This window comes from Micromonospora sp. RTBAU3-60 (genome assembly GCF_054963695.1).
Window position 1 is genome coordinate 24384 of sequence record NZ_JBUEGB010000061.1, and the last position, 17240, is coordinate 41623.

Below are 17240 nucleotides of genomic sequence, written 5' to 3' on the forward strand. Positions count from 1 at the left end.
CGACCCACCCTCCCGCGCCTGAGAGCAACGTATCGCGCTCATCGGTTGCTCATCCGCGGCCGGCACGCTGAACGAGTCCACGGAGAAAGGAAGACCATGACACCTGTCATCCCCGGGTTCGACTACCAGCGCCTCACGGTCGACGACGACGTGACGCTGCACGCGGCGGTGGGCGGCTCCGGCACCCCGATCGTGCTGCTGCACGGCTTCCCGCAGACCCACCTCATGTGGCGACACGTCGCCGTCGACCTGGCCGCCGACCACACCGTGATCTGCCCCGACCTACGCGGCTACGGCGCCAGCGACAAACCCGCCGCACACCGCGCCGACACGTACGCCAAGCGCACCATGGCCGCCGACATCGTCACCCTCGCCCGCAAGCTCGGCCACGAACGCTTCGCCCTCGCTGGTCACGATCGTGGTGCCCTCGTGGCCATCCGCGCCGGCCTCGACCACCCCGACACGATCACCCACCTGGCCGCACTCGACGTGCTGCCAACCCTGGACATGTGGGACATCCTGCACGGGGCCAGCGCGGCGGTCGCCTTCCACCTGTACCTGATGGCCCAGCCAGCGGGCCTGCCCGAGCAGATGATCAGCGCGAGCGCGGACGCCTTCTTCGGCTACTTCCTCGACGTGTGGGCCCAGAACCCGCAGACCATCCCCGCCGACGTGCGCGCGGCATACCTGACGGCCTCGCGCGAGGCCGTCGACTCCATCGTCGCCGACTACCGCGCCTCGGCCGGCGTCGACATCGAGCACGACCGGGCCGACCGGGCCGCCGGAAACCGGCTGGCCATGCCCGTCGCCGTCGTCCAGCAGGACTGGGGAGCGGCGCTGGGCTACGACGCCGCCGCGTTGTGGCGGGCCTGGGCCCCGAACCTGGAGCACCACACCACATCCGCGGGGCACTTCATGGCCGAGGAGGCACCGACAGAGGTCATCAAGATCCTGCGTTCGCTTCTCGTACGTTAGGGAACGCCCTGCTGGGCGTCACCGTCGGCCTGCACCTGTGGCGGCGCAATGCCCTGCTCAGCATCCTCGGCGGGACCGCCGCGCACGTGGCCATCGCCAGCGCTCTTCAGGCCCACTGAGGCAGGATGTGACGGATGACGACACCTCCTGGCCCGATGGTTCGCGGTGCCACCCCTGGTGATCTCGATGCCATCGCGCGGGTCGCCGAGGTGGCGGGTCAGCGAGGCGAATGGACCGGGGTCGACCCCGCGTACGTCGAGCACCTGCTGCGGTACGGGCAGATCGCCGTCGCGATCGATGATGACGAAATCATCGGCTTCGGTGCGACCCGGGAAATCGCCGGCGTGACCTCGATGCTGTGCGACCTGTTCGTCGACCCGGCGCACCACGGTCGCGGCTGCGGCAGAGCCCTGCTCACTCAACTGTGGCCCGAGCAGACGACCGCACGGATGACGTTCAGCAGCCAGCACCCACACGCGCTGCCGCTCTACACCAGCGTCGGGCTGGACGCTTGGTGGCCGCTGCTGTATCTCACCGGGGATCCCCGTACCGTGCGGCCGCCTGCTGGTTGGACCGTCCAGCCGTCGTCGGCGGATGCGGTCGGCGCGTTCGAGGCGGGCTGGACGGGCATCGACCGCACCGCCGACCATCACGCCTGGACCCGGCGACCGAACGGCCTGGCGCTGGTCGCGGCCCTTGACGGCCAACCGCGGGCGGCCGGCGCCGCAGCGGGGGTGGGCGCTGGCTTCGGCCTGGTGCACCTGGCCTCGGATCCGCGTCTCACCGACGCCCAGGCTGCCGACGGCGTGCTGGCGGCTCTCACCGCCCTCGACGGCGTGGAGGGTCACGCGCAGGTGTGCCTGCCGGCGCCGCACCCCGCTGTTCGTCCGCTGCTCGCAGCCGGATGGCGCACGGCCGACATGGACGTCTTCATGGCGACCCGCGTCGACCTGCTGGACGCGCGCCGGGCCGTGCCGTCGCCCGCTCTGGCCTGACGGCCGCCGGGTCGAGGCCGAACGAGGAACGCAAGGTCCGGACACCGCCAGACTGGCCGGGCCCACCGGGCGACGCTTGACGTCATGAGCAACGTTCTTGACGGGAAAGTAGCGCTGGTAACCGGCGGCAGCCGCGGCATCGGCGCGGCGGTCGCCCTTCGCCTGGCCGCGGACGGCGCCGATGTCGCGCTGACCTACCAGCAGAACGGCGACCGGGCCGCACAGGTCGTCGAGCAGATCAAGGCTGCGGGACGGCGCGCACTGGCGGTCCGCGCCGACAACGCCGACCCGGCCGCCCTGACCCGGACGGTGGACGAGGTTGTCGGTGAATTCGGCCGCATCGACATCCTGGTCAACAACGCCGGGATCTACCTCGCCGGACCGGTGGACGACCTCGGGTTGGCGGAGTTCGACCTGAGCATCGCCGTGAACGTCCGCGCGCCGTTCGTCACGTCGAAGGCCGCGGCCAGGCACATGGTCAGCGGCGGGCGGATCATCAACATCGGCAGCAACATGGCGCAGCGTGCCGCGTTCCCCGGCCACTCCGTGTACTCGTTGAGCAAGACCGCCCTCATCGGGCTCACCAAGGGCCTCGGCCGCGACCTGGGGCCACGCGGGATCACCGTGAACCTGATCAACCCCGGCCCGACCGATACCGATGCGAATCCCGCCGACGGCCCCTACGCCGAGGCCATCAGGGGCTTCACCGCGCTGGGTCAGTACGCCGAGCCGGCGGACATCGCGGCGGCGGTCGCGTTCCTGGCCCGCGAGGACAGCCGATACCTCACCGGCGCGACCATCGACGTCGACGGCGGGTTCGCCATCTGACCGGAACCGTCGCCGTGCCTCGCCGGCGGGCGACGCCATCGGCCCTGGCCCTCGGGCAGCAGGGCGCTGACGAACCGGATCGCCGGGCCGGGGCAACGCCCCGGCCCGGCATTCGGTCTGCCCTCACAAGTCAGGTGAGGAGAGGCCCGAGGTTACGCGGTGGCGAGGCCGCGCTCGACCGCCGCGATGATCTGCGGCCGCAGCTCCTCCGGCCGGATGATGGCGTCCACCGAGCCGACCTCGACCGCGCGCTGGATGCTGTGCACGCCGTCGAACTCGGCGGCCACCTCGCCCAGCTTCTCCGCCCGCACCGTGGCCCGGACGTCCATGAGCTGCGTGACCAGTGCCGCCCGCTCCCCGCCGGTCGCCGCCGCGACGCGCGCCTCCAGTTCGGCCACCCGCGGATCCTTCGCCGTGCGCGCGTTGACGTCACCGGCGAACACCACGGCCGCCGCGGGCGCCCCGCCGATGACGGACGCGAACGAGCCCTCCACGGCGAGCACGGTCATGTTCGGGTTGAGCGCCTTGGAGAACACCACGAACGCGCCGCCGTGATACCGCGAGATCACGCAGAACACGATCGGCCCTTCGAAGTTCACGATCGCCCGACCGATCTCCGCGCCGTACTCCAGCTGCAACTGGCGCATCGACTCCGGCGAACCGTCGAACCCGGACAGGTTCGCCAGCACGACCAGCGGCCGGTTCCCGCTGGCCGCGTTGATCGCCCGCGCGGCCTTCTTAGACGAGCGCGGGAACAGGGTGCCCGCGGTGTAGGTGTCCGGGCCGTCGGTGGGCGGGAAGCCGCGCCGCGGCACCGACCGGGACTCGATGCCGAGCAGGCACACCGGGACGCCGCCGAGGTGCACGTCCTGCACCACCGCGGTCTCCGCGTCGGCCATGCCCGCCCAGCGCTCCAGAATCGCGTGATCCTGGTCGGCCAGGGCCCGCATCAGCGTACGGATGTCGAACGCCTTCTTCCGGTCGGGGTTGCGCTCCCGGGAGAAGATCTCGCCGACGGTCGTGAAATCGCTGTCCGGCACCGCATGCGGGTAGTCGGAGATGTCGCGGTCGACCGGGTCGGACGTGACGGCCCGGCGCGGCCGGGTCTCGCCGGGCGCGATGTAGGTGTGGTCGTAGTGCGTCATCAGCACGTTGCGGGCGGCCCGCAGGTCCGGCGCCCAGTACTGGGCCTGGCCGTTGGGGCCCATCACCCGGTCGTAGCCGCCGATGCCGAAGTTGTCCTCGGCCGACACCCCGCCGGAGAAGTCCAGTGACTGCTTGCCGGTCAGCACCATCGCCGAGTCCGGGGTCATCACCAGGATCCCCTTGGTGTGCATGAGCATCGTGGCTTCGGCGTTCCAGTACGGCTGGGCGCCCACGTTGATCCCGGCGACCACAATGTTGATCTCGCCGCCCTGCTGGGTGAACTCCACGATCCGCTTGAGCGCCGCGGCCACCCAGTCCATGTTCTCGGTGCCCGAGCTCATCGAGATCCGCGCGCCCGCGGACAGCGCGAACCAGTCGACCGGTACGCGCATCCGCTCGGCGAGGTCGAGCGCCGCGATCACCCGCGCGCACTCCGGCTCAGCCAGCGCGCCCAGCGCCTTGGTCGGGTCGCCGAGCAGCACCACCCGCGTGACGCCTTCGGGATACCGCTCCGTCGGCGTGCTCACCACACCGGCGACGATGCCCGCCTTGTTCTGCCCCTTGGGGCGCTCGACCGGGGCCAGCTCACCGGTGTCGTCCAGGTCGTACTCGGTGAAGGTGCCGCGCTGGCCGGCCAGCATCTCGGTCAGCTCGTACGGGTACGTCGTGCCGCGGCGCCGCGCCGAGAGCACCTTCTGCCGGTAGTCGTCGAGCGGCTGGATCGGCTCGTCCGTCGGCTCGGTGACCGACACCCGCATGCCCGTGTCGTAGGAGATCTGGACCGCGATGTCGGTGAGTTCGCCGGTGGCCCCGTCGCGCTGGCGGCCGAGGAACAGCACCTCCTCCAGGCCCGCGCCGGCCGTGATCGGCAGCACCCGCTGGGCGACGGCGTCGAGCTCGTCCATGGTCAGGTCGTTCGGGGGCCAGACGTAGATGGTGATCCGGTTGGTGTCGAACCGCTTCTTCGCGGGACGCTGCGCCTGGACCTTGCGGATCGCGTCGAGACAGGCGTCCAGCGCGCCCTCGACCGCGGGCAGCGCGAGGATCCGGCCGTCGGCGTCGCGCAGCGGGGTCAGGTCGCGGACCTGGGCCATCGCCGCCAGCCGCTCGTCGGCCGGGTTGTTCGGGGCGACGCAATGGAAGAGGTAGACCTCTTCGTCCGCCGACGGCAGCCGGGTCAGGTCGAAGTTCCGCAGTCGCGACAGTTGCAGGCGCTCGGCGATCAGCGGGTGCAGCCCGCGGATGACCCGGTCCTCGCCCAGGCCCGGCCGGAACGTGAACTGGTGGTGCATCGGCGTGCCGTTGCGCCCGGCCACCGACACCGTCACCCGCTGGAGCACGTCCAGCAGCCCGGCCCGGTCGACGATCTCCCGCAGGGTCGCGGCCATCGCGTCCGTCCCGGGCTGGTCGGCCCAGGTCAGGTACACGTCGGCGACCGACAGCTCCGGGTCACGGCGCGGCGCCGAGCCAGAGCCGTCGCTGGAGCCGGACAGTTGGGCGACCTTCGCCAGGGCCGCGGGCAGCTCACCGAAGTCCGTGGCCGCCGCGATCAGCCGGAAGCGCTCGCCGTCGCGGTCGTACTGGGCAGTGAAGAACGAATGCCCCGCCACCTCGACGGATCGCGCGTCGCTCGCCCCGCGGTTGCCGTAATAGCGGCGGCTGAGCACCTCGAGCATCGGCCCGTGGTCGGCGCCCGGCTTGCCGATGCGCTGACCGAGCAGCCGGACCAGAGGTTCGGGCGAGGCGACCATGTTCGCGATCCGCTCGGCACGGTCGGGCGCGCTGGGGTTCTCGTCGAGGTGGCGAAGGTGGCCGCGGACGCCCGCGTAGACCTCGGCGCGCTTGCGGCGCAGCATCGGCTGGGCGGCCCAGCGGAACACGATGCTGCGGGCCAGGTCGCCGACCACCGGGAACCGGAGCTGGGTCGCGAAGATCAGGTGCTCCAGCGCCTGCCCGACCAGCTCGCGCAGGTCGTCGCCGGGCAGTGGCTCGGTCAGCCACTGCTGCAGGAACGTGACGATCACCGAGACATCGGCCGAGGTCCGTCGTTGCGCCAGGAAGATCCGGAACACGGCCTCTTCCAGCGCGGGCGTGCGCTCGAAGTCGTTGACACCGTAGTGGGCGAGCACCCGGGCGAGCCGGTTGCGGAAGGTGTCCGGCAGCGCGGCGCGCTCGACGTCGAGGCACTGCAGGTACGCGTGGAAGTATTCGCGCGGGCTGTGCACCCGGGTGTCGGCCTTGGTTTCCTCGCCGACCGGCCGGTTGCGGCTCAGCTCCGACAGGTCGGCGAACACCTGCAGCAGCTCGACCTCCTCCTCGAGCGGGCGGTGGCCGAGCTCGGCCCGCGCCGCCAGGTAGTTGGACAGCGCCCGGCGTTCGTCACGGGGGTCGAGGTCGTAGCCGAGCAGCAGGCTGCGCAGGTCGGCGATGCCGCGCGCGACGCGGGCCTCGGCGGACAGGCCGGTCGGCTCGGGCGGCAGCTCCAGGTCGACGGCTTCGGTTTCGGCGGCCGCGCCGGCGGTTTCGTCGCCGATCGGTTCCAGGCGCAGCAGCGGCGCGCCGGCCTCCACCTGGCTGCCGACGGAGACCTGGCATTCCCGCAGCTTCGCCTTGAACGGCGCGCGCAGCACGGTCTCCATCTTCATGCTCTCCAGGACGAGCACGGGCGCGCCCGCCTCGACCTCGTCGCCCACTTCGAGCGGGGTGGCGACGACCAGCGCGGGGGCGGGGGAGCGCAGCACGCCGCCCTCGTCGCGGCTGACCCGGTGCGTGACGCCGTCCACCTCGACCAGGTGGATGGGCCCGTGCGTGTCGGTGACGAGGCGGTAGCGTCGGCCGTTGACCAGGATCCGGCCGGTGTGCTCGTCGAACCGGTCGAGTTCGACGTCCACGGTGGAGGCTTCCCCGATGCCGACGCGGAACCGGCGCGGCCCGGTCTGCGCGACGGTCACCCGGTAGCTGGCGCCGCGAAGCTTGAGGTCGATCGGGCGGCCGCTCTCGTGCTGCACCTGCGGGCGGCCGCCGTGCGCGGTGGACAGCAGCCGCTGCCGCTCGACGAGCGCTTCGTCCTCGTACGCCTCGATCGCGGCCGCGGCCAGCGCGATGCCGGAGTGCGTGGTGGTGACCAGGCGGCCCTGCGCGCGAACCCGGTCGATCCAGCCGGTGTCCGCGCTGCCGTCGATCACCTCGGGCTGGTCGAGCAGGTCGAGCAGGAAGCTCTTGTTGGTGGCGCCGCCCTCGATGATCACCGTGGTCTCGGCGACCGCGCGGCGCAGCCGGCCGAGCGCCTCGTCGCGGGTACGGCCGTAGGCGATGATCTTGGCGATCATCGAGTCGAAGTCGGCGGGGATCAGGTCGCCCTCGCTGACCCCGGTGTCCACCCGGATGCCGGGGCCGCTGGGCAGCGCCAGCCGGACGATCCGGCCGGGCGACGGCGCGAAGTCCCGGTCAGGGTCCTCGGCGTTGAGCCTGGCCTCGACGGCATGTCCGGCCTCGGCCGGGATCCGTTCGCCGAGCCGCCCGCCGGCGGCCACGTGGATCTGCGCCTTGACCAGGTCGAAGTCGGTGGTGGCCTCGGTGATCGGGTGCTCGACCTGAAGTCGGGTGTTGACCTCGAGGAAGGCGAACAGCTGGTCGCCCGGGTGGTAGAGGAACTCGACGGTGCCGGCGCCGCGGTAGTCCACGGCCAGCGCGAGCCGCTCGGCCGCCGCCTTCAGCTCGCGGGTCTGCTCGGGCGTGAGCACGGGGGAGGAGGACTCCTCGATGACCTTCTGGTTGCGCCGCTGCACCGAGCAGTCCCGGACACCCAGCGCCCACGCGGTGCCCTGACCGTCGGCGATGACCTGCACCTCGACGTGCCGCGCGCCGGTGACCAGGCGTTCCAGGAACACCACGCCGCTACCGAACGCACGCTCGGCCTCCAGGCTCGTGCGCTCGTAGGCCTCGGTGAGCTCCTCCTCGCTGCGGACGACCCGGATGCCCCGGCCGCCGCCGCCCGCGGTCGCCTTGAGCATCAGCGGGTAGCCGATCTCGGCCGCCGCGCGTTTGGCCGCGTCCAGACTCTCCACCGCGCCGCGGCTCCACGGCGCCACCGGGACGCCGACCTCCTCGGCGATCAGCTTCGCGCCGATCTTGTCACCGAGCTCGCGCATCGCCGTGGCGCTCGGACCGATGAAGGTGACCCCGATCTTCTCGCAGAGTTCGGCGAACGCCGGGTCCTCGGCGACGAAGCCCCAGCCCACCCACGCGGCGTCCGCACGCGTCTCGACCAGCGCGCGTTCGAGGACGCTGTGGTTCAGATACGGGCGCGTCGACGCGGGCCCGAGGCAGTAGCTGTCGTCCGCCTCGCGGACGAAGGTGGCGGCGCGCTCGGCGTCGGTGTAGAGGGCGATGGTCTCGATCGGCGGGGCCCCGGTCTCGGCGTTGAGCTCGCGAACGGCGTGGATCAGCCGCATGGCGGCCTCTCCCCGGTTGACGATGGCGATGCGGCTGAACACCGAGTAAGCCTCCCAAAGTGCGTGCAGGACGTGACGGGGGCTCCCTCCGGGCAGGGGTCCCCGTCAACAACTTTCACGGCTACTGGTCGGTAGGCAAATCGCCGGACCCACCACCTGGGGACGGCGAACGTTGTGGAAAGCCACCAACTTCAGTTGTGGACACCCGCCAACTTCTAGACATTTCGGTTTCAACGCCGTGACGAGCGCCAGGCCCGGCACGTCATCGGTCAAACCCATGCCAAACGGCCGCACCGGCTGATTCCCACGAACCAGCCGTAGCCCACAGCTCACCCAGCGTCAGAACGACGATCCCTCCACGCCTCGGCCGGCCCGCAACGGCCTGCTGCGAATATCGAGTGGCGGGACCGACCCGACGGTAGCGAAGATCGCGGCGTGGGTGTCTTCCTGGAAACCGAGCGGCTCGTGCTGCGCCCGTTCACCGACACGGACGTCGACCACCTGGTCGCCCTGGACGGCGACCCCGAGGTGATGCGTTTCATCAACGGTGGCCGGCCGACAAGTCGCGAGACCATCCAGACGCGCACTCTGCCGCGGCTCCTGCACGACTACCCGTGCTTCGATACCCGCGGCTACTGGGCCGCCGAGGAGAAGGACACCGGGACGTTCCTGGGCTGGTTCGAGTTCCGTCCCCTCGACGAGCACAGCCCTGCCGTGGTCGAACTCGGCTACCGGCTGAACAAGGCCGCCTGGGGCAAGGGCTACGCCACGGAGGGATCGCGCGCCCTGATCGAGAAGGGGTTCACCGACCTCGGCGTGCAGCGGGTGACCGCGAACACCATGGCGGTCAACACCGGATCCCGGCGGGTGATGGAGAAGGCGGGCCTGTCGTTCCTGCGTACCTTCACCGGCGACTGGCCCGAGGCGATCGAAGGCTCCGAGCACGGCGAAGTCGAGTACGAACTCACCCGCACCGACTGGGAGCAGCGCCGATAGGCGTCAGCTGCGTTACCTCCGGCTGACCGTGAACAGCAGCGGGGTGGTGACCCCGTGCCAGGCGCTCAGGTCGGCGAGGAAGCCGCCCAGCCAGCCGAGCGCATCCAGCGACCACTCGGCGAGCGTCCCGTGGAAGGTAGCCCGGTGCAGCGAAGGGCCGTTCCAGAAGCTGTCGTCGAACGGCGGCCGCATCGTCCGCGGCTCGTGATCGGCCAAGGAATACGACTCGCACCCGAACACGTCCTGCTCCAGTCGGCGCATCTGCTCCCGCATCCGCGGCGCCGCCTCGGGGACGGATGCAACTTGCCCGCTGTCCAGCGTAACCCGCACCGGCGTCCTCGACCGCGGGTCACCACCGCCGAACCACCGAGCGGTGCCGACCGAAGGCATCGGGGCGTAATCCGGACGCGACCCAGGGTCAAGGCCCTGGACGGGCAACAACACCTGCACCGCCTGCAAGCTCAGGGTGCCGATGCGCGCCGCCACGTCACCCGCGCCGCGGAGGAACGGCTGCACCGGCAGCGGCCGATCACCGGGCACCGGTTCGACCCCCACCTGGAACCACGCGACCAGCGACGCGTCGGGAGCAGCGCCCGGGTGATCCTGCCCAGCGTCGTTCATGCCCCACAGGCCCGTCGCCCCGACCTCGCTCTCCTCGACGCCCCCGGCGGTCCTCCCCGTGGCGCTGTCGTGATAGATCAGCAGGTCGCGCAGGCCCGGAACCTGCACCCCGGCGGCTTCCAGCATGCCGCCGGCGCCCTGCTGAAGCCAGCCCATGGCAAGCGACCGGTCGTGGAACAAGATGTACGCATCCGGGTCGGCGTCCGGGTCCCGCCACGGATGCGGCGCCAGCTCGCCGTACAGGGCCGCGAACATGGTGCCCACCGGACTGCGGGCACCGGGCGCCAGGCCAGGGCGGGCTTCCTCGCTGTCGCCGGTCATGTCGTCGCCTGCCTGTCGGCACCTCTCAGGGGCGATGTCGCCGTCGGCGTGGCTGTCGTCACGACGTCAGGTTAGTCGTCCGGTCCGCCGCAACAGCGTCCAGAAACCGGGCGGCGCATACTGACGGGACGTTCCTCCGCAGTCGGGCAAGTGCCTCGACATCGCCGGCAACAACTCCGCTGACCGCGCCCCGGCCCACCGGTGGACCTGCCACGCCGGTGCCAACCAGAAGGGACCCCGCGATGAGGCGCCTCCGACCCGCCCTCGGCGCGGCCGCCGCTGTTCTCGCCACTCTCGCCTGCACCACCCCGGTCACACCGGCGGCCGCCGAGGCCCCCTACGACGTGCTGGTCTTCTCCAAGACCGCCGGCTTCCGGCACGACTCCATCCCGGCCGGCATCCACGCCATCCGCGACCTCGGCGCGGCCAACAACTTCACCGTCACCGCCACCGAGAACGCCACGCAGTTCACCGCGGCCAACCTCGCCAGGTACGAGACGGTGGTCTTCCTCAACACCACCGGCGACGTGCTCGACCCCACCCAGCAGACCGCTTTCGAGGCGTACATCGGCGCCGGCGGCGGCTTCGTCGGGGTGCACTCCGCCGCCGACACCGAGTACGACTGGCCGTTCTACGGCAACCTGGTCGGCGCCTGGTTCGCCTCCCACCCGGCCATCCAACAGGCCACCATCAAGGTGGAAGACCGGGCGCACGCCGCGACCGCCCACCTCGGCCCGACCTGGACCCGCACCGACGAGTGGTACAACTACCGCACTAATGCCCGCTCCACCGCCCACGTGCTGGCCACCCTCGACGAGTCGTCGTACTCCGGCGGCTCGATGGGCGCGGACCACCCGCACGCCTGGTGCAAGACGTACGCCGGCGGCCGGGCCTTCTACACCGGCGGCGGGCACACCCAAACCTCCTACAGTGAGGAGGCGTTCCGGGCCCACCTGCTCGGCGGAATCCGCTACGCGGCCGGCCGGACGAAGGCCGACTGCCGCCCCGAGACCGGCTGAGCAGCGGTCCCGCCGTCCGTCCCGTGGTCGGCGCAGCGCCACCGCGAGAAAATTCCTGTCGAGCGTGTCCATCCGGCCATGCCCCATCCGTGGTCATGGCGTACGGCGGCCCGCCGTACCCGGACAACGGGATATCGAGGAGTTCGACGTGAAGTACATGCTGCTGATCAACGCCGGCGCGGCCGACGAGGACGGGCAGGCCGCCGGGTGTGAGGTCCAGGACTGGATGGCCTACGACAAGCAGATGCGGGACGCGGGGATCTTCGTCTCCGGGGAGTCCCTGGCGGACCTGGTCACCGCCACGGCGGTGCGGGTCGGGCCGGACGGCCGGCAGATCGTGACCGACGGGCCGTTCGCCGAGAGCCGCGAGGTGCTCGGCGGCTTCTACGTGATCGACGTGCCGGACCTGGACGTCGCTCTGGACTGGGCCGCCCGCTGCCCGGGCGCCCGTGGGGGCGGATCCGTCGTGGTGCGGCCGGTGGCCGACTTCGGGGGCTGAGATGGCGGCCACTGGCCCGGGGATGACGGACGAGTCGCCGTCGGCGTCGGTGGAGGCCGTGTTCCGCGAGGAACACGGCCGCCTGCTGGCGGCGCTCGTCCGCCGCTTCGGCGACCTCGACCTCGCCGAGGAGGCGGCCGCCGAGGCGGTCGAGGCGGCGCTGGCGCACTGGCCGGTCGACGGCGTCCCGCCGAAGCCGGGGGCCTGGTTGATGACCACGGCGCGACGCAAGGCCGTCGACCGGCTGCGCCGCGACCGCGCGTACGCCGCACGGCTGGCGTTGCTGCAGGTGGAGGCGGAGCGGGCCGGCCCCGCCCCACCCGCGGACGCCGACGGCGAGCTGCCGGACGAGCGGCTGCAGCTGTTCTTCACCTGCGCCCACCCGGCGCTGCCCGCCGAGGACCGGGTGGCGTTGACCCTGCGCTGCCTGGCCGGGCTGAGCACGCCGGAGGTGGCGCGGGCCTTCCTCGTGCCGCTCGAGACGATGGCGAAGCGGATCACGCGGGCGAAGAAGAAGATCCGCGAGGCGCGGATCCCGTTCCGGGTGCCGGCCGTGGACGAGCTGCCCGAGCGGCTGCCGGTGGTGCTCCAGGCCATCTATTCGATCTTCACGGAGGGATACGCGGCGAGCTCCGGACCCAGCCTGCAACGGCTGGACCTGGCCGAGGAAGCCATCCGGCTGGCGTCGATCCTGCGCCGCCTGCTGCCCAACGAGCGGGAGATCGCGGGCCTGCTCGGGCTGATGCTGCTGGTCCATGCCCGACGGGAGGCACGCAGCTGCCCGGACGGCGCGCTGGTGCTGCTGGAGGAGCAGGACCGCGGCCGGTGGGACCGCACGATGATCGAGGAGGGCCGCGGCCTGGTCGAGGTCGCGCTGACCGGCGGGCCGCCCGGGCCGTACGGGGTGCAGGCCGCGATCGCCGCCCTGCACGACGAGGCGGTCGACTTCGCCAGCACGGACTGGCCGCAGATCGTGGCGCTGTACGAGGTGCTGCACGCGTTGACGCCGTCACCGGTCGTCGCGCTGAACCGGGCCGTCGCGGTGGCCATGCGGGACGGGCCGCAGGCCGGCCTGGCGCTGCTCGACGCGCTGTCCGGTGAGCCCCAGCTGCGCGGCCACCATCCCTATCCGGCCGCCCGCGCGGAGCTGCTGCACCGGCTGGGGCGCAACACCGAGGCTGCGGCGGCGTACGCGGAGGCGCTCGCGCTGGCCGGCACCGAGCCCGAACGCGCTCTCCTGCGGCGCAAGCTCGACGCGGTCGAACAATCCGGCTGAAACATCGCGGCGTCCGCGTCCCGGTCATGGTGCCAGCGGCCGACCGCCCCAGCGTCGCGCCCGTCGACCTGGCCGCTGGCGACCAGACAGTGAGCGGCGCTCTGAGCAGCGCCCCTACACTCGGCGGCGTCACCGTTCGGCGGCTGCCGGCGGACCGCGTGACTCTCAGCGGAGGGGCTGACCGGGTGGAGCAGCAGGGCGGGCAGAGGGCGGCGGGACAGCGAGCCGAAGCAATCGGCTTCCCCCGGCACGGGACGAGTGGACCGCTAGGCGCCATCACCGACGTGCCCGGCGTCGAGGTGGGGATGCGGACGCTCATCGCCGGCGACGGGCCGCTGCGGGTCGGGCACGGACCCGTCCGCACCGGGGTGACCGCGATCCTGCCGCGCGGGCGCTCCGGCGTCGGGGACGGCTGCGCCGCCGGCGTGCACGTCCTCAACGGCAACGGTGAGATGACCGGCACCGCGTGGATCGCCGAGAGCGGGATCCTGTCCACGCCCATCGTCCTGACCAACACGCACGCGGTCGGCGCGGGCCACCGAGGCGTCATCGACTGGATGCTGCGCGAGCGGCCCGGCACCGACGCCTGGCTGCTGCCCGTGGTCGCCGAGACCTTCGACGGCCGGCTCAACGACATCAACGGCGACCACGTCCGGCCCGCGACCGTCGTCGCGGCACTCGACGCCGCCACCAGCGGCCCGGTGCGGGAAGGATCGGTCGGCGGCGGCACGGGAATGACGTGCTACGACTTCAAGGGCGGCACCGGCACCGCCTCGCGGGTCGTCCGCTTCGCCGGCGGCACGTACACCCTCGGCGTGCTGGTGCAGGCGAACTTCGGGGCACGTCGCGAGTTGACGCTGGCCGGCGTACCCGTCGGGCGGCTGCTCGCCGACGAGGTGCCGATGCCGGGCGGTGCCCAGCCGCCGGGGGCCGGGTCGGTGATCGCCGTCGTCGCCACCGACGCGCCGCTGCTGCCCGGTCAGTGCGCGGCGCTGGCGCGGCGCGTGCCGCTGGGCCTGGCCCGCACCGGCACCAGCGGGTCGCACTTCTCCGGCGACCTGTTTCTGGCCTTCTCCACCGCGAACCCTGGCGCGCTCGCCAGCCGCTACCCCGACTCGTCCACGGAACGGCTGGAACAGCTCGCCTTCGTCCCGTGGGGCCACCTTGATCCGTTCTACGAGGCGTGTGTACAGGCCGTCGAGGAAGCCGTCGTCAACGCCCTCGTCGCGGCCACCGACATGACCGGCCGCGACGGCCACCACGTACCCGGGCTTCCGAACGCGCGGGTGGCGGAACTGCTGCGCGCCGGGCGGCGTTCCTAGACAGGGCGGCGGGCTGAGCCCCGCTGCCGGGCCCGCCGATGCCACCCAGGCCGGCCGTCCCGGCGCAGGTTTCCGCCGTGGCGGCCGTCCTCACCGTAGGAACTTTACATCGATAGACATCACAGTGTACGGTGCGCCCACCCGGCTTCCCTGATCGGACACATCCGGTCATCCGGAAAGGAGCTACCGTGCGCCTTCGGTTCCCGCTGCGCCGACCAACTCGCCTGGTCGGCGGCCTGCTGATCCTGACCCTCGGCCTGTCCGCCCAGCCCGCCCTGGCCGCTGGGCCCGCCCTCGCCGCACCGGACGTGGCCAGCCCACTCAGCGCCGCCTTCGCCACCGCCGCCGCGCGGTACGACGTGCCCCGTGACCTGCTCGTCGCGCTCGGCTACGCCGAGACCCGGCTGGACGGGCACGGCGGCGCACCGAGCGCGTCGGGTGGCTACGGCCTGATGCACCTCACCAGCAACCCCACCCTGCACACGCTCGACGAAGCGGCCACGCTGACCGGACTCGACCAGACGGTACTGCGCACCGACACGGCCGCCAACGTCACCGGAGCCGCCGCCGTGCTGCGGTCGTACGCCGACCGGGCCGGCCTGACCGCCGCCGACCGCAAGGACGTCGGCCGGTGGTACGGCTCGGTCGTCCGGTACGGCGGCGCGACGGACCCGGCCGTCGCCCGACTCTACGCGGACACCGTCTACGACCTGCTCTCCGCCGGATTCACCGCCACCCGCGGCGGCACGGTGACCGTCACCGGGCGGCGGGTCGTACCGCAGCGGGGCGAACTGGCCCGGGTGGCGGCCCTGGGCACGGGTGGCGTCGGCACCATGAGCACCGACTACGGCCCCGCCGCCTGGGCCCCCGCCTACTCCGGCAACTACACGGTGGCCAACCGCCCCTCCGACTACCGGATCAACTACGTGGTCATCCACGTCACCCAGGGCTCCTACGCCGGGTCGATCAGCTGGTTCCAGAACCCGTCGGCCAAGGTGAGCGCGCACTACACGTTCCGCTCCTCCGACGGAGCGGTCACCCAGTCAGTCCGGGAGAAGGACATCGCCTGGCACGCCGGCAACTGGACCTACAACACCCAGTCCATCGGGATCGAGCACGAAGGCTACGTCGACGACGCCAGCTGGTTCACCGACGCCATGTACCGCGCGTCCGCCGCGCTGACCCGCAACCTCGCCAACAAGTACGGCATCCCGAAGGACCGCTCGCACATCATCGGTCACATCGAGGTGCCGGGGGCGACGCACACCGATCCCGGCCCGAACTGGAACTGGACCTACTACATGCAGCTGGTCAACGGCGTGACCGGCATCGGCAGCGGCACGGTCAACACCGGTGGCAGCGGGACCCTCAACGTCCGCTCCGGGCCCGGGACCAGCTACGCCATCGTCGGCTCCGTCGCCAACGGCGCGACTGTCAGCATCTACTGCCAGACCACCGGCACCACCGTGACCGGCACCTACGGCACCAGCAACATCTGGAACCGGATCGGCACCAACCGCTACGTCTCCGACGCGTACGTGCTGACCGGGTACAACGGCTTCATCCCGAACGTGCCACGCTGCTAGATCCGGCTGCGCGTCCGTCGCCTCGGCAGCGAAATGTCGAGGCGACGGCCACGCGCCACCACGGGACAGCATCGGATACGCATTGCTGGCATGCTGTCCGCCATGCAGGCGACCGCTGAGTTGGCCGGGTTCTTTGCTGCCCACGGGATCTGGTGTGTGTCCGACGGCGACACCTTGACGCCGCTGCTCGGCTACGAGCAGGTCGACGGGAGCCGGGGCATGGACCGTTTCGTCACCGACGACCTCGGGGAGTCCGCTCGGCGTGGCCAGGGCGCGCTGCAGAACAACGAACACGAGTCAGCACGCGCGGTTCTGGTGGTCGACGGGTACGTGCACCTCGACACGGGACGGACCGACGCACTGATCGTCGAGGCCGTCGACTACGCGGGCAGCGGGTCATTCAAGGTCGCTGTCCCGTACCGCCCGCGACAGAGCTCGACTGGCTTCGCCGTGCACCGGCCGAAGTTCGTCGAGGTCACCGGCGTGCAGCAGCCGGACTACGCCGCGTTGGCTCAGGCGTTCTTCGCCGGCGTCGACTCCCATGAGGAGGCGGCTGCCGTCTGGAGCGACCACCTCGACGAGACGATCTAGTCGGTCCCGATCGGGTGGCCTCGTCGGACGCGGCCGCGCGTGTGTCCGGTGGGTTGCCCCGGCACAGCCTGGGTTCCGCCCGCCAGGCAGCTGGGGGCAGCCGGTCGGTCGTTTCCCGGTGTGGTCAGGGCAGTCGATCATCGCTGCGGACGGCGGCGCCCAGCCGGGCGAGGAAGTCCAGGTTGCCACGAGTGGTGGCCAGCTGGTGAAGCAGTTGGTCGAGGGCCGGCTGGCGATCCAGCTGGGACAGCGCGGATCGCAGGCCACGCAGAACGTGCCGCTCGCCGTCGCTCAACAACAGCTCGTCGCGTCGCGTACCGGAGGCGCGGACGTCGACGGCCGGATAGGTGCGCCGGTCGGCGAGCGTCCGATCCAACCGCAACTCGGCGTTGCCGGTGCTCTTGAATTCCTCGTAGATGAGCGTGTCGGCGGCGGAGCCGGTCTCCACCAGCGCGGACGCGAGGATGGTCAGCGAGCCGCCTTCCTCGGCCTTGCGGGCAGCGGCGAGCAGCCGCTTGGGCGGGTTGAGCGCGGCGGCGTCGACCCCACCCGAGAGCGTACGGCCGGCCGAGCGGACGGAGAGGTTGTAGGCGCGGCCGAGCCGAGTCAGT

General features: G+C 71.7%; 11 protein-coding genes and 2 pseudogenes. 10 read left to right on the forward strand and 3 right to left on the reverse strand.

Translation table 11 applies throughout. The annotated features are described in order from the left end of the window. Positions 1 to 96 precede the first annotated feature (96 nt). From ACY34I_RS32585 to ACY34I_RS32595, 3 genes are all read left to right on the forward strand, one after another. Positions 97 to 975 carry an alpha/beta fold hydrolase gene (locus ACY34I_RS32585; RefSeq protein ID WP_462759021.1) on the forward strand — a complete coding sequence of 293 codons (879 nt, stop codon included), beginning with the start codon at positions 97 to 99 and terminating at the stop codon, positions 973 to 975. A gap of 134 nt (positions 976 to 1109) precedes the next feature. Then, the gene (locus ACY34I_RS32590) at positions 1110 to 1970 is read left to right on the forward strand and encodes a GNAT family N-acetyltransferase (RefSeq protein ID WP_462759022.1); all 861 of its coding nucleotides are present in this window, start codon (positions 1110 to 1112) and stop codon (positions 1968 to 1970) included. Between the two features lie 84 nt (positions 1971 to 2054). Then, a complete protein-coding gene (locus ACY34I_RS32595) occupies positions 2055 to 2798 on the forward strand; it encodes an SDR family NAD(P)-dependent oxidoreductase (RefSeq protein ID WP_148802354.1) in 744 nt (247 codons plus the stop codon). A gap of 152 nt (positions 2799 to 2950) precedes the next feature. Here ACY34I_RS32595 and ACY34I_RS32600 read toward each other — a convergent pair whose 3' ends face one another. Further along, positions 2951 to 8440 carry an ATP-binding protein gene (locus tag ACY34I_RS32600; protein ID WP_462759023.1) on the reverse strand — a complete coding sequence of 1830 codons (5490 nt, stop codon included), beginning with the start codon at positions 8438 to 8440 and terminating at the stop codon, positions 2951 to 2953. 393 nt (positions 8441 to 8833) lie between these two features. Between ACY34I_RS32600 and ACY34I_RS32605 the strand changes: the two genes are divergently transcribed. Further along, complete coding sequence (locus ACY34I_RS32605; RefSeq protein WP_462759024.1) at positions 8834 to 9394, forward strand: GNAT family N-acetyltransferase; 561 nt, start codon at positions 8834 to 8836, stop codon at positions 9392 to 9394. Positions 9395 to 9406: 12 nt separating this feature from the next. On the opposite strand, the gene ACY34I_RS32610 is transcribed toward ACY34I_RS32605, so the two are convergent. Then, the gene (locus ACY34I_RS32610; protein ID WP_462759025.1) at positions 9407 to 10336 is read right to left on the reverse strand and encodes a hypothetical protein; all 930 of its coding nucleotides are present in this window, start codon (positions 10334 to 10336) and stop codon (positions 9407 to 9409) included. Positions 10337 to 10578: 242 nt separating this feature from the next. Between ACY34I_RS32610 and ACY34I_RS32615 the strand changes: the two are divergent. From ACY34I_RS32615 to ACY34I_RS32640, 6 genes and pseudogenes are all read left to right on the forward strand, one after another. Further along, positions 10579 to 11352 (forward strand): annotated as a pseudogene (locus tag ACY34I_RS32615) (ThuA domain-containing protein); the annotation flags it as partial. Positions 11353 to 11512: 160 nt separating this feature from the next. Further along, the gene (locus tag ACY34I_RS32620; RefSeq protein WP_255472537.1) at positions 11513 to 11854 is read left to right on the forward strand and encodes a YciI family protein; all 342 of its coding nucleotides are present in this window, start codon (positions 11513 to 11515) and stop codon (positions 11852 to 11854) included. A gap of 22 nt (positions 11855 to 11876) precedes the next feature. Next, entirely contained in the window at positions 11877 to 13130 is a 1254-nt protein-coding gene (locus tag ACY34I_RS32625) for an RNA polymerase sigma factor (protein ID WP_462759026.1), read from the forward strand. Positions 13131 to 13414: 284 nt separating this feature from the next. Beyond that, positions 13415 to 14452 (forward strand): DmpA family aminopeptidase, encoded by a 1038-nt coding sequence (locus ACY34I_RS32630; RefSeq protein ID WP_462759027.1) that lies wholly within the window; start codon positions 13415 to 13417, stop codon positions 14450 to 14452. A gap of 188 nt (positions 14453 to 14640) precedes the next feature. Then, complete coding sequence (locus tag ACY34I_RS32635; protein WP_462759028.1) at positions 14641 to 16038, forward strand: N-acetylmuramoyl-L-alanine amidase; 1398 nt, start codon at positions 14641 to 14643, stop codon at positions 16036 to 16038. A gap of 102 nt (positions 16039 to 16140) precedes the next feature. Beyond that, positions 16141 to 16629, forward strand: a complete 489-nt coding sequence (locus ACY34I_RS32640) for a hypothetical protein (RefSeq protein WP_462759029.1) — start codon at positions 16141 to 16143, stop codon at positions 16627 to 16629. Between the two features lie 124 nt (positions 16630 to 16753). On the opposite strand, the pseudogene ACY34I_RS32645 reads toward ACY34I_RS32640, so the two are convergent. Continuing rightward, positions 16754 to 17240 (reverse strand): annotated as a pseudogene (locus ACY34I_RS32645) (transcription termination factor Rho); the annotation flags it as partial.

Coding starts and splice junctions, on each gene's coding strand:
- ACY34I_RS32625 (WP_462759026.1), top strand. CDS start 11,877: ATGACGGACGAGTCGCCGTCGGCGTCGGTGGAGGCCGTGTTCCGCGAG.
- ACY34I_RS32620 (WP_255472537.1), top strand. CDS start 11,513: ATGCTGCTGATCAACGCCGGCGCGGCCGACGAGGACGGGCAGGCCGCC.
- ACY34I_RS32595 (WP_148802354.1), top strand. CDS start 2,055: ATGAGCAACGTTCTTGACGGGAAAGTAGCGCTGGTAACCGGCGGCAGC.
- ACY34I_RS32610 (WP_462759025.1), bottom strand. CDS start 10,336: ATGACCGGCGACAGCGAGGAAGCCCGCCCTGGCCTGGCGCCCGGTGCC.
- ACY34I_RS32640 (WP_462759029.1), top strand. CDS start 16,141: ATGCAGGCGACCGCTGAGTTGGCCGGGTTCTTTGCTGCCCACGGGATC.
- ACY34I_RS32590 (WP_462759022.1), top strand. CDS start 1,110: ATGACGACACCTCCTGGCCCGATGGTTCGCGGTGCCACCCCTGGTGAT.
- ACY34I_RS32585 (WP_462759021.1), top strand. CDS start 97: ATGACACCTGTCATCCCCGGGTTCGACTACCAGCGCCTCACGGTCGAC.